The sequence below is a fragment of the Pseudofrankia coriaricola genome (genome assembly GCF_032027725.1).
Lineage (GTDB): Bacteria > Actinomycetota > Actinomycetes > Frankiales > Frankiaceae > Pseudofrankia.
Genome location: NZ_JASNFO010000003.1, coordinates 87,707 through 110,202, shown reverse-complemented (window position 1 = coordinate 110,202; position 22,496 = coordinate 87,707). Strand labels below are relative to the sequence as shown.

General features: G+C 70.6%; 19 protein-coding genes and 1 tRNA gene. 12 read left to right on the top strand and 8 right to left on the bottom strand.

All coding sequences use genetic code 11. From position 1 onward, the window contains the following. Nucleotides 1–73: 73 nt before the first annotated feature. Entirely contained in the window at nt 74–253 is a 180-nt protein-coding gene (locus QOZ89_RS04285; RefSeq protein WP_312623012.1) for a hypothetical protein, read from the top strand. A 911-nt stretch (nt 254–1,164) separates the two neighbouring features. On the opposite strand, the gene QOZ89_RS04280 is transcribed toward QOZ89_RS04285, so the two are convergent. After that, the gene (locus QOZ89_RS04280; RefSeq protein ID WP_071046163.1) at nt 1,165–1,593 is read right to left on the bottom strand and encodes a hypothetical protein; all 429 of its coding nucleotides are present in this window, start codon (nt 1,591–1,593) and stop codon (nt 1,165–1,167) included. Between the two features lie 418 nt (nt 1,594–2,011). Between QOZ89_RS04280 and QOZ89_RS04275 the strand changes: the two genes are divergently transcribed. After that, entirely contained in the window at nt 2,012–2,653 is a 642-nt protein-coding gene (locus tag QOZ89_RS04275) for a sulfotransferase family protein (RefSeq protein ID WP_071046162.1), read from the top strand. 139 nt (nt 2,654–2,792) lie between these two features. Here the strand turns inward: QOZ89_RS04275 and QOZ89_RS04270 are convergent, their stop codons facing one another. From QOZ89_RS04270 to QOZ89_RS04255, 4 genes are all read right to left on the bottom strand, one after another. Beyond that, on the bottom strand, nt 2,793–3,488 hold the full coding sequence (locus QOZ89_RS04270; protein WP_312623011.1) for a tyrosine-type recombinase/integrase: 696 nt from the start codon (nt 3,486–3,488) through the stop codon (nt 2,793–2,795). Between the two features lie 451 nt (nt 3,489–3,939). Continuing rightward, nucleotides 3,940–4,524, bottom strand: coding sequence for a CHAP domain-containing protein (locus QOZ89_RS04265; protein WP_241841407.1), 585 nt, complete (start codon nt 4,522–4,524; stop codon nt 3,940–3,942). Between the two features lie 329 nt (nt 4,525–4,853). Beyond that, nucleotides 4,854–5,363, bottom strand: coding sequence for a site-specific integrase (locus QOZ89_RS04260; RefSeq protein WP_071046159.1), 510 nt, complete (start codon nt 5,361–5,363; stop codon nt 4,854–4,856). Between the two features lie 17 nt (nt 5,364–5,380). After that, nucleotides 5,381–5,461, bottom strand: a tRNA-Leu gene (locus QOZ89_RS04255). A gap of 560 nt (nt 5,462–6,021) precedes the next feature. On the opposite strand from QOZ89_RS04255, the gene QOZ89_RS04250 reads away from it, so the two are divergent. From QOZ89_RS04250 to QOZ89_RS04225, 6 genes are all read left to right on the top strand, one after another. Further along, nucleotides 6,022–6,696: a hypothetical protein gene (locus tag QOZ89_RS04250; RefSeq protein WP_071046157.1), complete on the top strand. Its 675-nt coding sequence runs from the start codon at nt 6,022–6,024 to the stop codon at nt 6,694–6,696. A 944-nt stretch (nt 6,697–7,640) separates the two neighbouring features. Further along, nucleotides 7,641–8,627 (top strand): glutamate racemase, encoded by a 987-nt coding sequence (gene murI / locus QOZ89_RS04245; RefSeq protein WP_312623010.1) that lies wholly within the window; start codon nt 7,641–7,643, stop codon nt 8,625–8,627. Next, nucleotides 8,624–9,370 carry an MBL fold metallo-hydrolase gene (locus tag QOZ89_RS04240; RefSeq protein ID WP_071046155.1) on the top strand — a complete coding sequence of 249 codons (747 nt, stop codon included), beginning with the start codon at nt 8,624–8,626 and terminating at the stop codon, nt 9,368–9,370. Before murI ends, QOZ89_RS04240 begins: the two co-directional genes overlap by 4 nt. Before the next feature lie 69 nt (nt 9,371–9,439). After that, nucleotides 9,440–10,195 carry a ribonuclease PH gene (gene rph, locus QOZ89_RS04235; RefSeq protein ID WP_071046154.1) on the top strand — a complete coding sequence of 252 codons (756 nt, stop codon included), beginning with the start codon at nt 9,440–9,442 and terminating at the stop codon, nt 10,193–10,195. A 128-nt stretch (nt 10,196–10,323) separates the two neighbouring features. Further along, entirely contained in the window at nt 10,324–10,959 is a 636-nt protein-coding gene (gene rdgB, locus QOZ89_RS04230) for an RdgB/HAM1 family non-canonical purine NTP pyrophosphatase (RefSeq protein WP_312623115.1), read from the top strand. A gap of 178 nt (nt 10,960–11,137) precedes the next feature. Beyond that, entirely contained in the window at nt 11,138–11,563 is a 426-nt protein-coding gene (locus QOZ89_RS04225) for an RpiB/LacA/LacB family sugar-phosphate isomerase (protein WP_116271376.1), read from the top strand. A 186-nt stretch (nt 11,564–11,749) separates the two neighbouring features. On the opposite strand, the gene QOZ89_RS04220 is transcribed toward QOZ89_RS04225, so the two are convergent. Next, the gene (locus tag QOZ89_RS04220) at nt 11,750–12,520 is read right to left on the bottom strand and encodes a tyrosine-protein phosphatase (protein WP_071046153.1); all 771 of its coding nucleotides are present in this window, start codon (nt 12,518–12,520) and stop codon (nt 11,750–11,752) included. A 109-nt stretch (nt 12,521–12,629) separates the two neighbouring features. Beyond that, a complete protein-coding gene (locus QOZ89_RS04215) occupies nt 12,630–13,607 on the bottom strand; it encodes an LbetaH domain-containing protein (protein ID WP_116271375.1) in 978 nt (325 codons plus the stop codon). 285 nt (nt 13,608–13,892) lie between these two features. On the opposite strand from QOZ89_RS04215, the gene QOZ89_RS04210 reads away from it, so the two are divergent. Next, the gene (locus QOZ89_RS04210; protein ID WP_071046152.1) at nt 13,893–14,864 is read left to right on the top strand and encodes an NAD-dependent epimerase/dehydratase family protein; all 972 of its coding nucleotides are present in this window, start codon (nt 13,893–13,895) and stop codon (nt 14,862–14,864) included. Between the two features lie 384 nt (nt 14,865–15,248). Here the strand turns inward: QOZ89_RS04210 and QOZ89_RS04205 are convergent, their stop codons facing one another. Continuing rightward, nucleotides 15,249–17,210 carry a polysaccharide biosynthesis protein gene (locus QOZ89_RS04205; RefSeq protein WP_312623113.1) on the bottom strand — a complete coding sequence of 654 codons (1,962 nt, stop codon included), beginning with the start codon at nt 17,208–17,210 and terminating at the stop codon, nt 15,249–15,251. A 514-nt stretch (nt 17,211–17,724) separates the two neighbouring features. On the opposite strand from QOZ89_RS04205, the gene QOZ89_RS04200 reads away from it, so the two are divergent. From QOZ89_RS04200 to QOZ89_RS04190, 3 genes are all read left to right on the top strand, one after another. Next, nucleotides 17,725–18,858 (top strand): CpsD/CapB family tyrosine-protein kinase, encoded by a 1,134-nt coding sequence (locus QOZ89_RS04200; protein WP_157910399.1) that lies wholly within the window; start codon nt 17,725–17,727, stop codon nt 18,856–18,858. Beyond that, nucleotides 18,855–21,137 carry a DUF4012 domain-containing protein gene (locus tag QOZ89_RS04195; RefSeq protein WP_312623009.1) on the top strand — a complete coding sequence of 761 codons (2,283 nt, stop codon included), beginning with the start codon at nt 18,855–18,857 and terminating at the stop codon, nt 21,135–21,137. Before QOZ89_RS04200 ends, QOZ89_RS04195 begins: the two co-directional genes overlap by 4 nt. A gap of 97 nt (nt 21,138–21,234) precedes the next feature. Beyond that, nucleotides 21,235–22,440, top strand: a complete 1,206-nt coding sequence (locus QOZ89_RS04190; RefSeq protein WP_312623008.1) for a hypothetical protein — start codon at nt 21,235–21,237, stop codon at nt 22,438–22,440. Nucleotides 22,441–22,496: the final 56 nt, after the last annotated feature.

Here is a 22,496-nt window from a genome sequence, read left to right as displayed (position 1 = left end):
GGTCGACGGCCGCGTCGCGCTCAGCGGGGGCGTCGTGACGAGCGAGATTGTGGGCGTAGGCGCGGATCAGGTCGTGGAAGCGGTAGCGGCCGCGAGCTGGTTCGGTAATGAGGTGGTGGTCGTAGAGGGTGTCAAGCGCCCACCGGGCGTGGGTGAGATCGGTGTCGTCGAGGGCAGCGGCCGCGTAGGCGTCGAGGTCGGGGCCGGGGTGAAGACCGAGGCGGCGGAACAGGCGCTGTTTCTCGGCGGGTAGATCATTGAAGGACAGATCGAACGCGGCCGTGACAGCGACGTTCTCGGCCTGCATGTCAGCGAGCCGGTCCTGCGCCGTCCCGAGATCGGCGGCCAGGTGCGTCACGGTCCAGGACGGACGGTGGCGCAACTGGCCCGCCAGCAACCCGATGGCTAGCGGAAGGTACCCGCACAGATCCACCACCTGGGCGACGGCGTCCGGCTCACTGCGGGAGGCGGGAGCCAGGCGAGTGAACAGCTCACTGGCCTGTGCCGGGTGTAGCGTGTCCAGGCTGAGCGGGACAACGTCTTCCAATGCGGCAAGGCGACGTCTGCTGGTGATCAGCACGAGGGAACCGGGCGTCGCCGGCAGCAGCGGCCGTACCTGCTCGTGGCTCGCAGCGTCATCGAGCAGGATCAGCATTCTGCGTCCGGCGAGCCGGTCGCGCCACATCGCGCTACGACTGTCGAGGTCGGCGGGTAACAAGTGCGCGGCCACCCCGGTGGTCAGCAGGAGAACGCGTAGAGCGTCGCCAGCGTCGACGGGGCGCTGCCCGGGTGTATGGGCATGCAGGTCAAGGAAGATCTGTCCATCCGGGAAACGGGGAGCCAACAGGTGCGCGGCGTGGACCGCGAACGCCGTCTTACCAACCCCCGCCATCCCGTCTATCACGTGTATCCCCACGGCTTGGCCCGACTCGGCTGCCCGGCTGCCGGCATCGACCAGCCGGTCCAGCTCCCTCCTACGGCCGGTGAACGCGGAGATGTCTCGAGGCAGGGTCCGGATCGCCGTGGCCAACGCGCGGGGTGCCGGTCCGCTGTCAGCCGCGTAGTAGATGTGTTGAGTGCCCTGTCCCAGCTGTATGACGCTGGCGTGCCCACTCGCGTCTGCGTGAAGCTGGATCCGCTGCGGATCAGCCTGATCGGGTTGGCTCATCGGTCGACGATGCTCTGGGTTCCCTGGCCGAGCTGGATGATGTGACTGTGGTCCGAGGCCGTCGCGGTCATGCTGATCTGCCCGATACGTGCCTGGTCCATCTCCGGCAGCTTCGGGGTCAGCTCGGCCACGATCTGCCGTAGCTCATTGGCGAGCTGCGGGTCGCTGGCCAGCAGCCTCCGCAGCCGGGACCGCCATTCTTCGGCCAGCACCTGCTCGGTTCGCTCATCGCCGGCCTCACGCGCCGCAAGCACCTCGGCGCGGATATCGACCAGGTCAGCCTCGACGGCGTCCGCACGGTCGGGATGCACCCGCCGCCAGAGGCTGCCCATCGCGCTCTTGGCCCGTTCCCACCCGTCGGTAGCCAGCGACGCCACCAGCGTGGTGGCCGCCGTAGCAGCCAACGCCGCCAATTCCGGATCCACGCGATCCCCCCTTCATCACGTTCTGCACCGTAGTCGTGCAAGTCGAGACTGTGGCCTTCGCGTCCTGATATCGACAGTCGGGAGACCAGTCGTCCTGGGGATGCCGATCGGTCGCGGTGTCGGGCTGGCCGGTGTCGCACGGGGGCAACTCGACCGGAGAGTCAGACTGCCGGCGGACGTCGAAGGTGAGCACCGCGGTCCGTCGATCGACGCCCGGCAGGCCTCGGCGCTCCCCGCGTTTCACCGTAATTCCGGTGAGGAATGTGGTGTTGTGGCGGCGGAGGACGCTACCACGTCTCTGGTCGCTGTCGGACATTGAGGCGTGACAAGGCGCTCTTCGTCCTGGCCGGGAGGGTTCATGCTGACCCGGCTGGCGGCCTCGATAGCGTTGCCTCATCGCAACCTTCCGAGGAGGGACATGGTCGACATCGTCGGCGCGGGCTTCGGGCGCACCGGAACTCGCTCACTCAAGGCCGCCCTTGAGCAGCTCGGCTTCGGCCCCTGCCATCACGGCTCTGAGGTGTTCAAGCGGCGCGATACCGTTTTCGACTGGCTGGACGCGGTCGAGGGCAAACCCGTCGACTGGGACTCCGTATACACCGGTTACAGGTCGACCGTCGACTGGCCCGGCGCCCGGTTCTGGCGGGAGCTCGCCGCCCACAACTCCGCCTCCAAGGTAATTCTTTCGGTACGTGACCCGGAGAAGTGGTACGAGAGCATGAACAACACGCTCTTCCGGGCGATCCAGAACGCCCCGGCAACCCTGCCGCCGGAGGTCGAGCCGCTGGTCAGGCTGCTCAACAAGGTGATCTGGGACGGCGTCTTCGAGGGACGCTTCGCCGACAAGGACCACGCCCTGCGGGTCTACGAGGAGCACGTCGCCAAGGTGACGCGCGAGATCCCGGCGGACCGCCTGCTGGTCTTCAACGTCACCGAGGGCTGGGAGCCGCTCTGCATTTTCCTAGGCGTGCCAGTGCCCGCGGAGCCGTTCCCCCGCCTCAACGACCGAGGCGCCTTCGCCACGCTGCAGCAGGCCCGTAGGGCCGGGGCCTCCGCCTAGATCCGACGCCGCTACACCGCGGCCCGACAACCGAGACCCAAAACCTAACCGATGAAGATCGACAGCCGGTGAAGATCGACCGTCCACCTCGGGCGCGCCCGTCTCACTGGAGGACGGATGGGCCCGTCGATCAGCTGGCTCAGCCAGTGCGACGTCGACCTCGGCGAGCGCGCCAGCGATCCGGTCGTGTTCCTCTTGGAGCAGTTGGCAGGTGACTTCGTCGAGTGCGAGGGTCCGCTTCTGGTGAGTCCTGGCCTTGTGGAGCTGCCGTTGCAGAGCTTCCGGCAGGCCCCCTCAGCCGCGCGTACATGGTCTCGAGAGCGCGGGTGCGGATCTCGCGCACCGTCTTCTTGCCGATCGTCGGCACGATGTTGCGCCGGGCGTAGCCGGCGTACGTGTGCCTGGTCGTCGGCGCGATATCCGCGGTCGCGAGGTACTCCTCGACCAGGCGCTCGACGGTGGCGTTCCGCTCGGGTCGTCGGCCAGCACCTGCCTTGGCGAGCAGGCGTGCCCGCGCGGCGGCGACGTCTTCGGAGCGTTTGACGGTCTCCTTGAGGTAGATCGGCTTGCCGGTCACGTCGTCCCGGCCGGCGAACACGACGACCCACAGCGAGCCGCTGGGGAGCCGTTCGACATGCCCTCGGTGGACACAGCGTCGTCGGTGCGGTCCTTGGCCATGCGCGGGCGGCAGCTGATCCAGAGGCCCATATTCCACGACGTATTCCACGTGGATCTTCACCGGCCACCGCTGCGACCCACGCTGCGCGTAAAAAGCCTGGTAGATAAGCTGGTGCACCTCCTTGGCCGCTACTTGAACCGGCCAGAGCGGCTCCACGACCTCCGAACCACCTGGTCCGTGGTGTCTGCCGGCGACGATCAAACGGACGCTCCGGGGCTTGCCGGCCTCACGGGGTCCGGCCAAGTGCCTCGACGGCACGCGATCGTTGACCGGCTCCCGGCCTCGGACATCGAGTCCCTGATCAGCGTGTACTTGGCGGGCGCCACTGCCCGCGGCTTGGCCGAGCGATACTCGATCAGCCAGACGGCCGTAAAGGCGCTGCTGCGCAAGCGCGGCGTCCGCCGAGATCGGCGGTCATCTGAACATTCATGACTGGCATAAGCCCGGCCGCCTCCCTGGTGGCTCCCTGCCCGCCGCCTGCGGCGTGAGCACTGTGTTCATTAGTTCGCTCATTGTTCTCGTGCCCGTGGTCAGGCTGGCCGCGGCGGGAGTTTGGCGCTGTCATACACAGGAGCTACAGGTCGGGTAGGGCGAGGTCCGCCTGGCTTTAGTGGAGCAATCCCGGCAGTAGTTGGCCGAGAATGTCCGTAAACGGGACAAGGGAGGACGGCAGGTCCTTCCCGTTGTCAGGGGCGACCTGCTGGCCTGCCGGCGCCGAACTTCCGAAGTGGATGAAGTTGTCGGGCCAGGCCGCTGTTCCAGTCTGGATGCGGACGCGGCCAGTCCAGTTGTCCTGGTACACGTCCTCGGTTACCTCGATGTATGACGCGGTGACGACTTCGACGTACGCGACGTGCCCGTTCAGCCCACCGTTCCACTGTGCCACGGATCCAACGCTCGGTGTCTGGTTGACTGAGGTCCCGGCCGAGGCTGCTTGAACTGCCCATAGGTTGGCGTTAGTGTGCCACCCAGGGTCGGGAAAACCGTTCTGGGCGAGCCGGTATGCGACATACAGGGTGCAATTGTGATAACCGTAGGCGTTACTGCTCGCTGCGCCGGCGCCGTATCTCTCTCCCGGCCATCCCGTACTTTTGCCAGCGTATCCGCCGGCTGTGCAGGAATAGTCGGCGGCCGGCCCGCAGAGCTGGGTTACCCCGGGTACACCCTTGACCGGCAGGGTCTTCGCTGTCATCGCTGGCGCGGCCGATGCCGGTAGGGCACCCAGGCCGAATGTCGCGGCGATCGCAGTGGCAACGAACAGCGCGGTCAATACTAGTAGTTGACTCCGACAAAATCGGGACACGGTCATCCCCTGAATTCTGACCTGATGTAATGATCGGCCTGCAACGATGCGGTGCCGAACCCCCGGCGGGAGTGCCTGAAGCCTGCCTCAGGAGATGCAAGAATGCATCCCCGGGCTGGACCAAACGCGGAGGGCTGGTATCCAGCCGGACTCTTGTGGTCAGATGGCGCCAGGGCCCAGGACATCCGGAGTGTTCAGGATCTGTCCATTTTGAGTTCCTAAAGGAAGCCAGTCGACCAGCTGCTTGACGGTGGCGGGACTGTGGCAGCGCGGCGGTCGGCTTCGGTGGTGCGGTGGGCGTAGACGCGCAGCGTGGCGCCGCCGCTGCCATGGCCGAGGAGGCCCGCCGTGGTGCGGAGGTCGACGCCGGCGTACATGTGGCGCGTGGTCGGCTCAATGTCGGCCGTCGCCAAGTACTCGGCGACAAGGTGCTTGACCGTCGCTGCGTTCTCGGGCCGCTTTCCGGCCTCGGCGCTCGCCAGTAGCCGCTGCTTGGCCGGCTCAACGGTCTCCGCGCGCTTGACGGTCTCCTTCAGGTAGACCTCTTTGCCGGTCAGCGGGTCGACTCCGGCGTACGCCCGGATGCGGAACGAGCTACTAGGCAGGCGCTCTACGTAACCCTCTGGGCATGCACGAAGGGTAATGATCCAGAACCGGCCGGTCCGCGAAGCCAGTCCGTGCCGTGCCTGATCGCAGCCAGCGCGACGCTTGCTGCCTCGCCACAACACCTGCTAGCCAGGCTGTGTGCGGGAGGGGGGACTTGAACCCCCACGCCCTAGGGCGGCAGATCCTAAGTCTGCTGCGTCTGCCATTCCGCCACTCCCGCGTCCCTCTAGCGTATCGATCGGCGGGAGGCCGGCGGGTGGGTCCGGTAGGCGCGGTGGCGCGCGACGCTCCTGGCCACTCGATGGTGGACGAATCGGTTGCGTTGGGTGTTTCTATATGTGCGTAGAGCGAGATTGGTGGCTTCGCAGTAGTCCCAACGTGACGCGACACGCTGCAGGATGCAACGAGACTGGCAACGTGCGCGTCAGATGGCGTCAGAAGGGATGGGAGCGCCCGCCCGGCGGGACGTCGAAGGACCGCACGACTGGTAACACCGCGCCGGCGACCGTCGGCGCGGCGAACGGCGGCAGGCATCAACCGTGGTTCCTGCCGGACCGGTGGCAGGGGCCCTGCCGATCGGCGACAGGGTTCCTCCGGATCGGCGACAGGGTTCCGACCGGATCGGCGAAGCTGATCTGGTAGATCGCCGGTCTGGCGGGTCGGCGATCCGGCGATCCGGGATGCCCGCGGTCCGGCAGGTTCGCGGCGCAGGAGGCGTGACAGGCTCACCCCCGCTTCCGGCGTTTCCTGCCGCGGCGGACCCCAGAGGGGAGGCATCCGGTGAGGCGAGCTGGCGGGCTTGTCGACGGCGAGCTGATTGACATCCTTTTCCCGGGGCGCTGGGTGGTCGGGGCCGAACTCGACGGCCGGGCCGTGGACGCGGTGTTCCGCCTGGACGCCGCCGAGCACGAGCGGCGCGTCCGGTTCGGACTGGGCGCCATGAGTTACCCGCGACTACTGCGCCGGCTCGCCGGGATGCCCGCGGGGGTGCTCGTCGAGGACCCGGGCGTGCTGGCCGAGACCAGCCTGCTGCCGGACGGCGTGGTCGCGTGGTCGTCGGACGGGGTCAGCCGGCTCGTCGAGCCTCCGCTGACCCTGGATGCGGTCGTCGTGCCCGCCCCCGGGATGGCACAGACCCGGCACGTCCGGGTTGCCGAGCGCTTCGCGCCGTATGCCAGGCGCTGGGTGGTCGGCGGCGATTCGCGGTTCGATCCCGCGGTGTTCGTCGCCGCGTCGGTCCATGGTGTCGGCCTGGCTGGCCGCCGGCCCGACGTGGATGTCGTCGCTGTGGCGGCGCCGCCGGCCGGGCGGGCCAGGCCGGGGCACGCGTGGCTGCTCGCCGAGCAGGTCTACGGCGCCTGGCTGGCCGCCGGTGCGCGCGCCGGACGTGCGCGCACCCCGGACGTCGCCACGGACGTGGGCGAGACGCCCGCCGGGCTGATCTCGGCCGGCTGATCCGTCGATCGCCGAGGGCTGGTGCCACCTCAGGCAAGGTTGGCCCGGTGGCATCGCCGCGCCGTGAGCTTGATCAGCGGTTCTGTACTCGGATCCGAATGGGCCCGAGGGCGGAGTTCGGATCCGAGTACAGTCCTGGCGATCTTCCGCGCCGAGGCGGGCGAACGTTGCCGGGGGCGGCACCAGGCATGGGCCGGCCGGATGCGACCCCGTCGAAATCGCCGAATTGATAGCACGACGTGCCCATGTGGCCCATTCGGGCGGTGGAAGCGTTCCCGTCACGGGCGAGCGCCGGCCGATGGGCGTCGCGTCGCCTGAGCGCCAGCGTCACGCCATCGGGCGACAAGGCACCGAAGAGGGCCGGACTGGGATGAACCAGGATGGAGGGATGCGACTGGGGTGCCACGGTCCGGGGACGGATGGATCGGCCCGGACACCTCAGTCGCGTCCTCAACCTACCTGCTCGATAGCTGATAGTCACTGATCGATTACAGGTTGTTTCCAGGTTACACCCTGAGGTCGGTCGTTGCCGGACGACACACTGTTTGGTCGTCATATCGCCGCTGAAGCGCCCATCCGTGCTGTTCTTGCCCCATGGGCCGTGGGTGCGGGACGTCACCCGAGCGGGCCTGGAGCCCATGTGGTGTGCCGCACATGGCGACCTGTGCGCCGATGTCGCGGCGAACCGCGGCCGAGCCGGCTCGCGCCCCCCGCGAGCCGGCCTGAACGGTGGCCTTGGCGGAGCGACCCTGACAGGACGGCCCTGGCAGAGCGGCCCTGACAGAGTGGGTCTCGTATGCGGCGTGCGCACCATCACGGGCGGTGCATAGCGGGCAAGATCGGGACACTTCTGGACGTCCCACCCGGAGATCCACGGTCCGCCAATGCTCGGGTGATGACACCCACAGAGTGATCCCCAGTTTTCCGGCTTAGTCTTTGCCTTCATGAGCGACGCGCCGATAGGGGTGTTCGACAGCGGCGTAGGCGGTCTGACGGTGGCCCGGGCCATCCTCGACCAGTTGCCGCATGAGTCGCTCCTGTATCTCGGCGACACCGCGCACGCCCCGTATGAGCCGCGGCCGGTTACGGACATCCGGGACCTCGCGCTCGACGCGATGGACGCGCTCGTCGCCGAGGGCGTGAAACTCCTCGTGATCGCGTGTGCCACGGCCAGCGCGGCCTGCCTGCGCGACGCTCGCGAGCGCTACGACGTGCCGGTGGTGGAGGTTGTCCTACCGGCCGCCAGGCGCGCGGTCGCGGCGACTCGCACCGGGCGCGTCGGGGTGATCGGCACCGTCGCGAGCATCACCAGCCGCGCCTATGACGCCGCCGTCGCCGCGACCGCGACCGCGACGGCGAGCGTGACGCTCACGAGCGTGGCGTGCCCGGTGTTCGTTGACTTCGCCGAACGCGGTACGACGACCGGCCGGCAGTTGTTCGGCTTCACCGAGGCATACCTGGCGCCGTTGCAGGATGTCGACGTCGACGCCCTAATCCTCGGATGTACCCATTATCCGTTGCTGACCGGGGTTATCGGCCTCGTGATGGGGGAAGGGGTGACGCTGGTGAGCAGTGCTGAGGAGACCGCGAAGGACACCTACCGGGTTCTGGCCCGGGGCGGGCTGTTCCGCGATCCTGATCTGCCCCCACCCGTCCATCGGTTCTTGGCCACTGGCGATCCGCGCTCCTTCACCCGGGTCGGCCGCCGATTCCTCGGCCCCGAACTCGCCGCCGTCCTGCCTGCGTATCCGGCTGGTAACCCTCAGGTCGTGCCCGCCGGTGGTATTCCGGCTCCGCGCGCCAGTAGTGCCAGCACCGCTGGCGCGCGGGCCCCCTTGCCCCTGAGCATGGCGGGGAGCGCGGAGGAACCGGACGGGAGCGGCGACATGACGACGGCGGTCCTCGCGACGGCGGAGGCGGTGCGCCGGTGAAACTGACGATCCTCGGCTGCTCTGGTACCTATCCGGGCCCGACCTCCGCATGCTCGTCCTACCTTGTCGAGTCCGACGGGTTCCGCCTGGTTCTCGACGCGGGCAACGGGTCACTCGGAGAGCTCCAGCGGCACTGTGACCTGCGCGACGTCGATGCCGTCCTGCTCAGCCACCTGCATGGCGACCACTGCCTCGACCTCGTCGTGCAGAGCTACGCGCGCCGCTACCACCCGCAGGGCATGCCGCCCAAGCTGCCGGTCTACGGGCCGATCAACACCCGGGAGCGGCTGTGCGGCGCCTTCGAGCGATGGCCAGAGGACTCCCTGGCCGATATCTACGACTTCCAGACGATCGGCCCGGGCCGGGTGCACATCGGACCGTTCCTCGTCGATCTGGCCCGCGTCGCCCACCCCGTGGAGGCCTACGGCGTGCGGATCAGCGCGGACGACAAGGTGCTGACCTACTCCGGCGACACCGGCCCGTGCGAGAAGCTGGTCCGTCTCGCCAGGGACAGCGACCTGTTCCTGTGCGAGGCCGCCTTCCTCGACCATGAGGACAACCCGCCCGACCTGCACCTGACCGGCCGCGAGGCCGGCCTGCACGCCGAAGCGGCCGGCGTCGGCCAGCTGGTCGTCACCCACCTGGTTCCCTGGGGCGACGCCGCCCGCAGCGAGGCGGAGGCCACCGCCGCCTACAGCGGCAAGACCACCGTGGCCGCCCCCGGCGCCTCGTACGAGATCTGACGGCGGCCCGACGGGCGCCGGGTCCCCGGCTGGCCAGTCCGTGGGGAAGGGCTGGATAAGGTCCGGGACGTGACCAGACATGACGGCAGAGCCGCCGACCAGCTCCGGGACGTGACGATTCTTCGCGGTTGGCAGGAGCACGCGGAGGGATCCGCGCTTATCTCGGCGGGCAGGACGCGGGTGCTGTGCGCCGCCTCGGTGACCGAGGGGGTGCCGCGCTGGCGCAAGGGCAGCGGCCTGGGCTGGGTGACGGCCGAGTACTCGATGCTGCCGCGGGCGACGAACACCCGCAACGACCGCGAGTCGGTCCGCGGCAGGATCGGCGGGCGCACCCACGAGATCTCGCGGCTCATCGGTCGCAGCCTGCGCGCCTGCATCGACCTCAAGCAGCTCGGCGAGAACACGATCGCGATCGACTGCGACGTGCTGCTCGCCGACGGCGGTACCCGCACCGCCGCGATCACCGGTGCGTACGTCGCGCTCGTCGACGCCTGCGGCTGGCTCGGCCGGTCGAAGGCGATCATCGACGGAGTGAGCGCGATCAGCGTCGGCGTCGTCGGCGGTGTCCCCATGCTTGACCTGGCCTACGTCGAGGACTCGGCCGCCGACACGGACATGAACGTCGTCTGCACCCACGGCGGCGCGTTCGTCGAGGTCCAGGGCACCGCCGAGGGCGCCGTCTTCGACCGTGCCGCCCTCGACGCACTGCTCGACCTCGCCGTCGCCGGCTGTACGCGGCTCGCGCAGCGGCAGAACGACGTGCTCGCCGGCCCGCTCCCCGCCGGCCCGCCGCCGCGCTCCGCGAGCCTCGGGGGTGGCCGGTGAGTCGAACCTCCCGGATCGGCTCCCGGACCTCCCAGATCGGCTCCGCAAGCTCCGCCGATCCGGCAGGAACCCCGAGCTCCGCCGATCCGGCAGGAACCCCGGATCCGGCAGGAACCCCAGCCCCGGGCATACCCGCGCGAGTCGTGCTCGCCAGCCGCAACGACGCGAAACTCGCCGAGCTGGACCGGATCCTCGCCGCGAGCGAGGTGCCCGTCGAGCTGGTACCGCTGCCGCCAGGGCCGGAGGTCCCTGAGACCGGCCGGACGTTCGCCGAGAACGCGTTGATCAAGGCCAGGGACGCCGTGGCGACGACGGGGCTGCCGGCCGTCGCCGACGACTCGGGGCTCGCTGTCGACGAACTGAACGGCATGCCCGGCGTCCGCTCCGCCCGCTGGGCGGGCAGCCCGCCCGGCACCGGCCGGCTCGCGCGCGACGAGGCGAACAACGCGTTGCTGCTCGCCCAGCTCGACGACGTCCCGGGAGAGCGGCGCGGCGCCGCGTTCGTCTGTGCCGCCGCGTTCGTGAGCCCCGACGGCCGCGAGCACGTCGTCCACGGCGAGCTGCGCGGCCGGCTGCTCACCGCCGGGCGTGGTGAGAACGGCTTCGGCTACGACCCGCTGTTCATCCCCGATGGTGAGACCCGGACCAGCGCCGAGCTCACCGCCGCCGAGAAGGACGCGATCAGTCACCGCGGCCAGGCTTTCCGCGCCCTCGCCGCCGCTCTGCCGTCGCTTCTCGGAATTCAGGGTGCCTGCCCGGACTGAAGTCGTTCGATGGCGCTCCCGCGTCGCCAGGCAAAGGCGGCGGGATGCGGAGTGGTAGGCGGGTGGTAACATTGTGCGACGAAACAGGCGTCGACGTCGCTGGGCGGCGCTGTTTTCACCGAGTGGCTTCACGTCGCCGGGTTGGTGGGCCGGGTAGTGGAAAGGTGCGGCAGAACTGGTGACTGCCGAGAAGATCAAGGTAATTTTTGGCGCGGATGACACCAACGAGTGCGTGACGACCGTGACGGACTATCTCGAGGCGAACTTCGAGACGAGGATCGTCGACCTGACGAGCTGGCCGGAGCTTTCCGAGGCCGTCGCCAGGGGCGTCGCTGACGGTGAGTACCGCTTCGGCGTCCTCATGTGCTGGACGGGCACGGGCACCGCGATCTCGGCGAACAAGGTCCCCGGGGTCCGTGCCGCGCAGGCGTGGGAGCCCTGGATCGCCAGGAACGCCCGCCTCTGGAACGACGCCAACGTGCTCACGATGAGCCTGAAGAGAACCGCGCCGGACGTCGCCGTCGACTGCCTGAAGGCGTTCTTCGCCGTGGACGGCCCGGACCCCGAAGAGATCCCTCAGATAGACAAGATCCGCGACCGGTAACCCGCGCCCCGTGTGCGCTCGACGAGCCCCTGTGCGGCAGGCAAGGCCCGCCCGGGAAATCTCGCCGCGAGCCCGGCGAGGAGTGCCGCTTCAGACCTGCTTCCCCGCCCCTGTCCTACCGCATGACGCGGCGTCGGCGTCGGCGTGTGCGGGCATCGGCGTTCTGCGCCACGCGGTAGGACGCGGCTAGAAGATGTCGGTGGTCACCAGGCGCTGGCGCAGGAAGGCGAGCGACTCCTCCGGGACGCCGGCGTGGAGCGCCCATGCCTCGGCGCTGCCCCAGTGGGAGTCGACGCCGTCGAGGAAGCCGGCCATCACCTCGGCGCGGACGCGGAGCTGGTCGGCCTCCGACCTCGTCTGGATACCGCGTTTGTAGGACGGCAGCTGGGAGAGCCGGGTTTCGATCAGATGAATGCGCTCGTTGGTGGCGACATAGTCGGCGATGATCGCGTCGCGTTCGACGCCGGCGATGGTGAGCACGAGGGCGGCCAGCACACCGGTGCGGTCCTTGCCCGCGGCGCAGTGGAACAACGTCGGGCCGCTGGTCGCGTCGCAGATCAGGCGGACCGCGGCCGCGACCGCGTCGCCGGCCAGGCGAACATAGTCGAGGTAGTGCGCGACCCGGTCGTCGCTGGTGCGGGTGCGCACGAGCGCGTCGTAGGTGGGGTCGTCCGGCATTACCCAGCGCGTGGTGAGAAACGACAGGTTGTGATATCCGACCGGCTCGAACTCGAGCAGGCCGCGGCCCTCGCGCGCGGCCTCCTCGACGGCGCGCAGGTCGAGGATCGTGCCCAGGCCGAACTCGTCGCGCAGCCGGGCGACGCCCACGGCGGTCAGGTGCTGGAGGGTGTCGCTGCGCAGCAGGACACCGTAGCGGGTCTGGCCGCCATCCACGGTGGGCAGCCCACCCAGATCGCGGACATTGTCGCAACCATCGAGCTCGTACCAGCGATCCACTCGTTCGATGCTAGTCGGCCGCCCGTGCCCGGCGCCCGGATTGCTCCGCCCGCGCGATCCCGTGCGCCCGTGTGCACATCTGACCGTTCCTTGCCGGTTTAGGGCCGGTTTAGGCGATCTCGACCTGCTCGGTTAGGCCGGTGCGGTGCTCATCGGCCGGCAGACGTCGAGGCGGTGGCCAGGCCGGGGTGCGCAGGTCATCCGGCGGCAGGCCCGCGAGGGCGGCGGCGTCCGCGGCCTCGGTGCAGCCGGCGCCGAGCGCGGCCGGCCCGGTGGCGGCGATCGGCCGGGCGGGTACGCCCGCGACGACGAGGTCGGGCAGGACGTCGTCGACGACGACGGCCCCCGCGCCGACGACCGCGCCGGCACCGACGCGGCGCATCCGTACGACCGTCGCCTGGCTGCCGATCCACGCCTGGGCGCCGATCTCGACCTCACCGGAGACGCGGGCCCCGGGGGCTAGCGTCGCGTAGTCACGCAGCCGGCAGTCGTATGCGACGCTCGCGGCGACGTCGAGCAGCACGTGCCGGCCGGTCGCGACGTTCGTCGTGATGCTGACGAGCGCGCAGACCACCGTGCCGGGGCCGAGCTTCACATCGCCGCCGACCGCGGCCCGCGGGTGCACCAGCGTCGCGGGCCGGCGGCCCAGGGCGCTCGCGTAGCGGTCGATCCGGGCGCGCGCGCCCGGAGAGGCGACGCCGATGAGGTAGTCGGCGTCGAGATCCGCCAGCAGGTCCAGCCCGCCGAGCAGGCGCGTGCCGCGCCGGGCCAGCAGGTCCTCGTCCGTCCGTCGCCGCCGCTGGCCACCCCCGCGGTCCGCGGGCGGGAGCGGCTCGCCGGGTGCCAGCCGCTCGTCGAGCGAGACGGACGCCTCGAGGTTGGCGAACGGGCCGGTGGCGCCCGGGCCGGTGGTTGCCAGCGGGTCGGCGGGACGGTCGCCGGTCGGCACGGTGGCGTCGCCCGAACCGCGACCGCGCGGCTCCTCGGCCAGGAAACCCAGGAACTGGTAGGCGGGCTGGTCGGGCGAGGCGGCGTTGACGGCTTCGACCACGTCGAGGAGCTCGCGGCCGTAACCGCCGGTCCCCACGATGACTAGTTGCCGACGGTGGCGGCTTGTTGGCACAAGGTGACCGTAGAGCGCCTCGCTAGCGAGTTCAACGGGGCGCCGCGCTCCTGCCGGCTCCGTGGGCACGGAACTGGCCGCCCAGGTGGGCGGATCGCCCTGTCGACGTCTGGTGTCGGGGCGGCGCACGCCCCGGCCGGAGCGGTCGTCGCTAATTGTGTCGTGTCAACTCTCGATGGTGATCGTAGATTGGGAGGGTGGCAAGCATACTACCGATGGCATCTACCTGACTCCGAAGGGTGATGAACGATGAAGGTCGTGGTGACCGGCGGAGCCGGGTTTCTCGGATCGCATCTGACCAGGGCGTTGCTCTCGGCTGGCTGCGATGTGCTCGTCGTCGACGACCTGAGCACCGGAGCGGTGTCCAACCTCTCCGGGCTGCCGGTGAAGCTCGTCGTCGGCAGTGTCACCGATCGGGCCATGCTCGAGGAGGCGGCCGCCGGCGCGGACAGCATCGTCCACCTGGCCGCCAGGCCTTCCGTCGAGCGCTCGCTGCTCGACCCGCTGGCCAGCCACGACGTGAACGTCACCGGCACGCTCACCGTGCTCGACGTCGCCCAGCGGGCGGAGGCGCACGTCATCGTCACCTCGTCGGGCTCCGTCTACGGCGACGCCGGGCCGCTGCCCTGCCGGGAGGACGGAGCCGTCGCCCCGCGCAGCCCGTACGCGGCGAGCAAGCTCGCCGCCGAGGCCTACGCGCTCGGTTACCAGTCGAGTTTCGGGCTGCCGGTGCTGGTGGCACGCCTGTTCACAGTCTTCGGACCGTTTCAGTCGGTCGGGCACGCCTACTCCGCGGTCATCCCGTCGTTCATCGACGCGGCGCTGTCCGGCCGTCCGCTGACCGTGTTCGGCGACGGGCGCCAGACCCGCGACATCGGCTACGTCGAGCCGATCGCGGCGATGCTCGCCGACGCGACCACCCGCCGGCTCGCCCACCCGCGGCCGGTGAACCTCGCGTTCGGCAACCGGGTGGACCTGCTCACCATGGTCGCCCAGCTGGAGGAGATCGTCGGCTACACGCTGCCAGTCGCCTTCGGACCGGCGCGTGCCGGCGACGTCCGCGACCTTCAGGCCGACGTGGCGACCGCCAGGGCGCTGTTCCCGCACGCGGCCGGCGTCGACCTCGCGACCGCGCTGGACGCCACCGTGGCCTGGTACGCCGCCCGCGGCGGCCATCGCGTCGCCCCCCAGGCCCCCCCGCCCGTCCGAGGCAGGGCCTGAGGCGTGCGGGCGCTGGACGCGCCGCCCTGCCTGTCGGACGCTGAGCGGCGTGCGGGCGCTGGACGCGCCGCCCTGCCTGTCGGACGCTGAGCGTCCTCTCTGCGTGGTGCTGGGTACAGGTGTATGGCCGTGGCTGGTGTGGTGTCGGGCTGAGGACGTGGCTGGTTTGGCGCTGCGCTAGTGGCGCCGTCACGTTCGGTGGCTGATATGCGTGTGTTGCTCCCGTGTGACCGGGGCTTACGGCGCGGGGTGGCGGATCGGACGCTGAGCGTTCTCCCTGTGTGGTGCTGGGTACAGGCGGCTGGTTGGCGCTGCGCTAGTGGCGCCGTCACTTTCTGTGGCTGATATGCGTGTGTTGCACCCGCGTGACCGGGATTTACCGGGTTACCGGCGCGGGGTGGCGGAGTCGGGGCTGGTGGGCTGGTGGGGGATGCGGGTGAGGCCGGCGGTGACGGCCGCGAGGTCGCCATCGCGGCCGAGCTCCCGCAGGGCGTCGCGGACCTTCTCGTCGTCGGCCCACGGGTCCAGCTCGACGGCGAGGCCCGGATCCAGCGGCGGCACCGGGACCTCGGAGATCAGCGGATGGCGCGGACGGTCGTCGGTCTCGCTGATGCCGAACAGTGCCTCATGCAGCTTCTCGCCGACGCCGAGCCCGGTGTAGACGATATCGATCTTCTGGCTGCCTGGCCTGTCCTCGGCGCGGGCGGCGAGCCGGTGTGCCACGTCGTCGATCCGTACCGGCTCACCCATGTCGAGCACCAGCACGTCACCGCTGGAACCGAGCGCGCCCGCCTGCAGGACCAGCTCCACGGCCTCCTGCACGGTCATGAAGTATCTGGTGACATCGGGGTCGGTGACGGTGAGCGGTCCGCCGGCGGCCAGCTGGCTGGCGAAGATGGTCAGTACCGAGCCATTGCTGCCCAGGACGTTGCCGAACCGCACGCTCACGTAGGGAACGCCGCGCTCGGCGGCGACGTGCGCGGTGAGCCGCTCGGTGATCCGCTTCGAATAGCCGAGCACGCTGCTCGGGTCGGCCGCCTTGTCGGTGGAGATGTTGACGAGCCGCTCGACCCCGCTGGCGACCGCCGCCTCCAGGATCGACAGCGTGCCCCAGACGTTGGTCTTCACCGACTCGCCGGGGAAGCGCTCCAGCAGCGGCAGGTGCTTGAGCGCCGCCGCGTGGAAGACGACCTCGGGGCGCCGCTCGGTGAACAGCGCGGTGATCATGTCGACGTCGCGGATGTCGCCGAGCACGACGCAGTCGTCATCCAGGCCGGTGTGGCCATAGATCGAGAGCTGGACGGCGCGCAGCGCCGACTCGTCGCGGTCCAGCATGATTATCTCGGCCGGCCGGTAGGTGTGCAGCTGGCGGCACAGTTCCGAGCCGATCGACCCGCCGGCTCCGGTGACCAGCACCCGCCGGCCGGTCAGGTAGCTGGCGGCGACGGCGATGTCGGTGTGGATCTGGCGGCGGCCCAGCAGGTCGGCGATGTCGATCTCGCGGATGTCGCCGACGCCGACGTTGCCGCCGAGCAGGTCGGCGACCCGCGGGAGCACCTTGACCGCGAGCCCCGCCTCCTCCGCGAGCCCGGTGACCTCCCGCAGCAGCGAGGCATCCGCGCTGGGGATCGCCACGAGCAGCGTCGCGGCGCCGGTCGCCCTCGCGACGGCCTCGATCTGGTCCCGGCCGCCGCGGACGCGCACTCCGTGCAGCTGCAGGTTCCAGCAGCGTGGGTCATCGTCGAGCAGTGCCACCGGGTAGTAGGGGCTGTCGGGAGTACGCAGCATCGCGGCCAGCACCTGCTCGGCGCCCTCACCCGCGCCGAAGACGATCAGCGCCTGCGCGCCCTCGGGAGCGGGGCGCAGCAGCCGCTCCTCGGTCAGTCGGCAGAGATAGCGCACGCCGAACATGATCGAGAGGGTGACCGTGCCGCCGAGCGGCGGCACCGACAGTGGCAGCGGTCTGGGCTGCCCGAACGCGAACACCGCGATCTCGATACCGATGACGGTCAGGGTCACCGAAGTGAGGATGCTCAGCACCTCCTCGAACCCGCCGAACCGGTATCGGCCGAGATAGAGATGCAGCGCGGTGCCGAGGAAGTGCAGCAGGCAGACGGCCAGCAGCACGATCACCCAGAACCCGGGATCGCGCAGCGTGCCGACGTCGAAATTGAACCGCCCGGTCTGCGCGGCGGCGAGTCCCGCGACCAGCGCGAGGCTGTCGAAGGTGATCTGGAGACCGACCCGCTGACGTAGCTCGAGGCGCGACACGAGGCGCGACACGCGGCGCCCGACGGCCGCCGTCCACAACCGGCCACGCACGCCTTCTACTCTACGTCTCCACATGACGCCATAGAGTAAGCGCATCCGAAGGTCGATTCGGTGCTACGGATCGGCGGCATGCGTGGGCGTGGCGAGTCGTACAGAGGTCCCGCCTGGTAGCGCGACGAGGCGGGGCGCCGCGGCCGGCGTGTCCTGGGCGCCAGTCCTGGTCTGGCCCCGGCGGAACAACGAGACGGCGCGGAAGGTGAGCGGACGCGTGGAACTACCGGATCTGGGACCGCGGAACTCCAAGCTCCGGGCCTCGCAACCACGGGACCTGGAACCACGGGACCTGGAACCACGGGACCTGGAAGCACGGGACCTGGAAGCACGGGCCGCGAAGCCGCGAGGCTTGGAAGCTGGGGTTCCGGAACCGCGGAGCCTGAATCGGCTGCCCGCGGACCCACGGCCCGCGGACCCGCGGAGTCTGGACCCGCGAATCCAGGGTCCGCGAATCCAGGGGCCGCGGATCCCGCGGCTGCTGGAATGGGCGTGCGCCGGGCAGCGCGGCTGGCTCCTCGCTCTCGGCTGTGCGGCGTTGGGTGGGCTGCTCTCCGCGGCGGCCGTCTGGCGGCCGGTGCGTGTCGTCGCGTTCGGCGTCCTGATCGGCCTCGTGGCCGGCGGCGCGGTGGCGCTGGGACGCCGGCTGCGCGACATCCCGCGCGATCGGGCACGCGCCGGTGAGCGAGACGTCGTCCGGATCACCGGCGCGCCGGTGCTGGGGTCCGTCGCTCATGAGCCCGACGCGGCCAGGCGCCCGCTGGTCGTGTACGGGAGCCCGCGGTCGCCGCGCGCCGAGGCGTTCCGCCGGCTGCGCGCCACCCTGCCCTTCCTGCACGTGGACGGCCCGCCGCGTGCGGTCGTCGTCACCAGCGCCGTCGCGGCCGAGGGCAGGTCCACCACCTGCTGCAACCTGGCGATCACGGCGGCGTATGGCGGAGCGCGGGTCTGCCTGGTCGAGGCCGACCTGTGTCAGCCCTCGTTCGCCGGCTACCTCGGCGTCGAGTCGTCGCCAGGGCTCACCTCCGTGCTCATCGGCGCCGCCGAGCTGGATGCCGCGGCCCGGCCATGGGGCGCGGGCCGGGTCGGCGACGGCTGGCTCGACGTGCTGCCGAGCGGGCCGATACCGCCGAACCCGAGCGGGCTGCTGGCCTCGCGCGGTATGGCGGACCTCCTGGAGAGGCTGACCAGCCGCTACGACCTCGTGGTCGTCGACGCGCCGCCGCTGCTGTCGGAGGCCGGCGCGGCGGTTCTCGCCAGCAGAGCCGGCGGCGCGCTGCTGGTCGCCCGGGCCGGGCACACTCGGGGTGCCCAGCTGCGAGGCGCCACGGCGGCGTTGGCGGCAGCTGGCGGCCAGGTGCTCGGGACGGTGCTGACCATGGTCCCGGCCGCCGGGCCGGCAGGCGTTGGCGCGTCCCGGCGCCTCGGTCTCTCTCGCGGTGACGCGGCTGGCCGCCGCCGGTGGCCCCATGTCGCGCTGCCCGCGCGTCCGGTGCGCCCAGCCGCCGATCCCTCCAGCCGGGGCGAACCCGCCACCGCGCTGGCCGGACGTCCGGCTGGCGCGGCGCGGGCGGGCGACGAGCCGGTCAGCCTCACCGCGATCGCCGAGCAGCGGGCAGCCGTGCCCGACCAGCTCGTGCCCGACCGGCTCGCGCCCGCAGTCGACGCATGACCGCCGACGAGGAGCGAGCCGCTCCAGGCACCTCGGCGCCGACGGCCGACGAGGGCGCGGTAGCGGGCGAGGGCGTGGTGGCTGGCGAGGTCACCGTACCGGCTCAGGTCTCGCGGGCCGACGTGACGTCGCGGCGCGGCTCGTCCCAGGCACGGAAGGTGTCCTCGGAGCCCACCGCGACGCGGGCCGGCGCACCCGGCGTACCCCAAGCCGTGCCCACCGAGTCGGCCGCGATCGAAGCCACCACGCCGGTCGGCACCGACGACGCGACCGCATCCGTACCGGAGAACGCGGCGGTCAACCCGGTCCCAGGGCCCGAGCCGGCCGCCGGGACCGAACCGGCCGGCGGGACCGAAGCGGCTCGGGCCGAGGGCGCCGGAGCGGAGGAGGGGGCGGGTGAGTCCGGCCGGCGTGGTGGCGTGCCACTGGCCGTGGTCGGCCGGGTGGCACGGTGGCCGCGGCGGTTCGTGCGCCGGCCGAGCCGGCGGGCGCTGCTGGTCGGTGCCTGTGTCCTCGGGCCGGTGCTCGCGCTGGTCGGCTGGATCGGTGTGCGCGGCCTGCTCGCCCACTCGGAGCTGAACGGCGCACGGGCCGACATCACCCGGCTGCAACAGCGGCTGCTCGCCGGCGACGTGCCCGCGCCCGCCGACCTCGCGGCCGAGATACGTCGGATCAGCGACCGGACCCACTCGGCGGCCGGCCTCACCGGGGACCCGGTGTGGTCCGCCGCCACGCACCTCCCCGGTGTCGGCTGTTCGCTGCGGTCGGCCCACTCCCTGACCGTCGCGGTCGACGGCGTGGCGGGCGGCGGGCTGCCCGCCATCGCCCAGGCCGCCGACACGCTCAACCCTGCGTCGCTGCGGTCGGGCCTGACGATCAATCTGGCGGCGCTCGCCCGTGGCAAGGAGCCGGTCGCCGCGGCCGCGGTGGCCGTCGAGAGGTTCCGCGGGGCGCTCGCCGCCGTCCCGGACTGCGGCTGGCTCGGCCGGCGGTTGGGGCTCGCGCCCGCCCGCGCCATCGCGGCCAGCCAGGCCACCCGGCTTGCAGGCTCGCTCGCCGGCCTGAAGCTTGCCACCGAGATCGGGCCGCCGATGCTGGGCGCGGGCGGTGAGACGCGCCACTACCTGCTGATCGTGCAGAACCCCGCCGAGTCCCGGGCCAATGGCGGCATCATCGGCGGGTTCGGTGTGCTGACCGCGCGCAACGGCGAACTCAGCCTCGATGACATCTCGGGGAACGGGAAGCTGCCGCAGCTGCCCCCCGACTCGAAGCCGCGGGCCGATCCGCGGCTGCCGGCCGACCTTGCCGCCAGATATGGGCCTTACCAGCCGACCGATATCTGGGCGAACGCCAACCTCACGCCCGACTACCCGACGGCCGGCCGTTTCTACTCCGACCTCTACAAGAGGACCACGGGTATCGACGTCGACGGCACCGTCAGCATCGATCCCACGGCCCTGTCCTACCTGCTCGCGGCGACCACGCCGGCCGTCATGCCGGACGGACGGGTGATCAAGGCGAGCGACCTGGTCAAGCTGGTGGAGTCGGACGCCTACGCGCTCATCAGCGACACCAACGAGCGCGACCAGTTTTTCGCCGATGTTGGCAAGTCCGTCTACCGCGCGGTGACGTCGGGCGTCGGTAGCACGCCGAAGCTGCTCGACGCGCTCGGCCGAGCTGCCGGCGAAGGCCGGCTGCTGGTGTCAACCAACCACGCCGATGAACAGAGCATTCTTTCCACCACTCCGCTCGGCGGAGCGCTGCCGAGCGCGCCCGGGCCTTTCCTGGCGGTGGTCACCCAGAATGCGGCGGCCAGCAAGCTGGACTACTGGATGCGCCGCGCCGTCGGTTACCGGATGGACCCGGCGCCGGGCGGCGGCGGGGTCGCGACGATCGCCGTGCAGCTGCTGAACGATGCCCCGGACGGCCTGCCCGAGTACGTACGCTACCGCCTCGATCTCGGCGGGCCCGGCGGAAACCAGGACGCGCAGAACCAGGTCTGGCTGTCGGTCTACACGGGCGTCGGCAGCCGCCTGATCGGCGCCACGCTGGATGGCAAGCAGGCCGTACTCACCAACGAGACCGAGCGTGGCCACTCCATCGTGTCGGTGTTCCTGCCGCTGGACCGGGGCCGACCGCGGACGCTCCTGCTACAGGTCTGGGAGCCGGTTGCCGGCCCCGCGCTCACTGTGCGTACCCAGCCGCTGGTGACGCCGGCGGCTCTCGCCGTGGTCGGACTACCCGTTCACGCGCCATGGTCGCTCACTGTAGGGAAGTGACTCCTTAGGGTTCTGGACACTGACGGTCACGCTAAGTAGCCTCCGCGTAGTCAATCGTCTGGCTTCTTGCACTGATCACCCCTTGGGGAGTGCCTCGATGAAACTCCGCTCGCTAGGCGTCGCGCTGCTCGCAAGCTGCGGGCTCGCGTTCGTCGCACTACCGGCGACCGCCGTCCTGGCGGTCGACGACGCTCCACCGCTCAGCGGCCCGGCCACCAACGACCCTTCGGTCACCCCCTTGGCGGTCGATGACCGGCCGCTGTTCGACGACAAGCAAGGCCTGTTCGACGACAAGCGGGACCTGTTCGACGACAAGCGGCACAACGACCCGTACCCCCCGTCCAAAAAGTGCGGCGGCATCTCCGGCTCGCTTCAGGTGAGCCAGACCGTGATCGAAAGGGGCGAGCAGCTCTTCTTCGCGGGCTGTGGCTTCGTGACCGGAGCGCAGATCAGCATCAGCATCAACGGGGTTTCCGCGGTCCCGCCGACGGTGGTCGCGGACGGCGGTGGCTACATCAGCGGCCAGCTGACCCTGAGCACTCCCGGCAGGAGCACGATCGCCGCGACCGGGCCTGGCTTCCCGGCGGCCGGCATCCTCGGTGACGAGGAGCTCGACCCGCTGCTCAAGGACCAGCTTGCCGCGGAGGACAAGACCCCGCTGTCCGCCGCGCCGATCAACCGGACCCTGACGGCCACGGTCCTCGTGATCGGTCCTGGCGGTCCTGGCGGTCCTCATGGTCCTGGCGGTCCCGGCGGTCCCGGCGGCCCCGGCGGCCCCGATGGCTCCTGGGATCCCTGGGGCCCTGGTGACTTCGACGGCGCGTCAGGCGTGAGCGATGACGGGATCGGCGGCACCTTCAGGGACGACAAGGGCAACGTCACCACGATCAACGGCATCCCCTTCCCGATTCCGATCCCGATCGGCGGTTTCGACGACAAGAGGGACTGCTTCAGGGACGGCAAGGACGGCAAGGACGGCATCAACAAGGACGGCAGGACCACGCTGGCGGACGGCGTCGACAACAAGGACCGCAGGGACAACGGCCTGTTCGACGATAAGAACAGGAACTGCGGTGTCGGCGGTGTCGGCGGTGTCGGCGGCGTCGGCGGCGTCGGCGGCGTCGGCGGCGTCGGAGGTGGCGGCGCCGGCGGCGCGACCCCGGCCGGCGGTGCACTGCCGTTCACCGGTGTCGAGACCGGGGCCATGGCCTCCATCGCCTTCGCCCTCCTCGGCGGCGGTCTGCTGCTGCGGGTCGCGGCCCGGCGGCGGCGCAACACCCTCGGCGCGAACACCGAGAGCTGACAGCACCACCAGTAACACCAACTGGTAACAAGCCAACGGTGGAAGCGGTGCCGCCT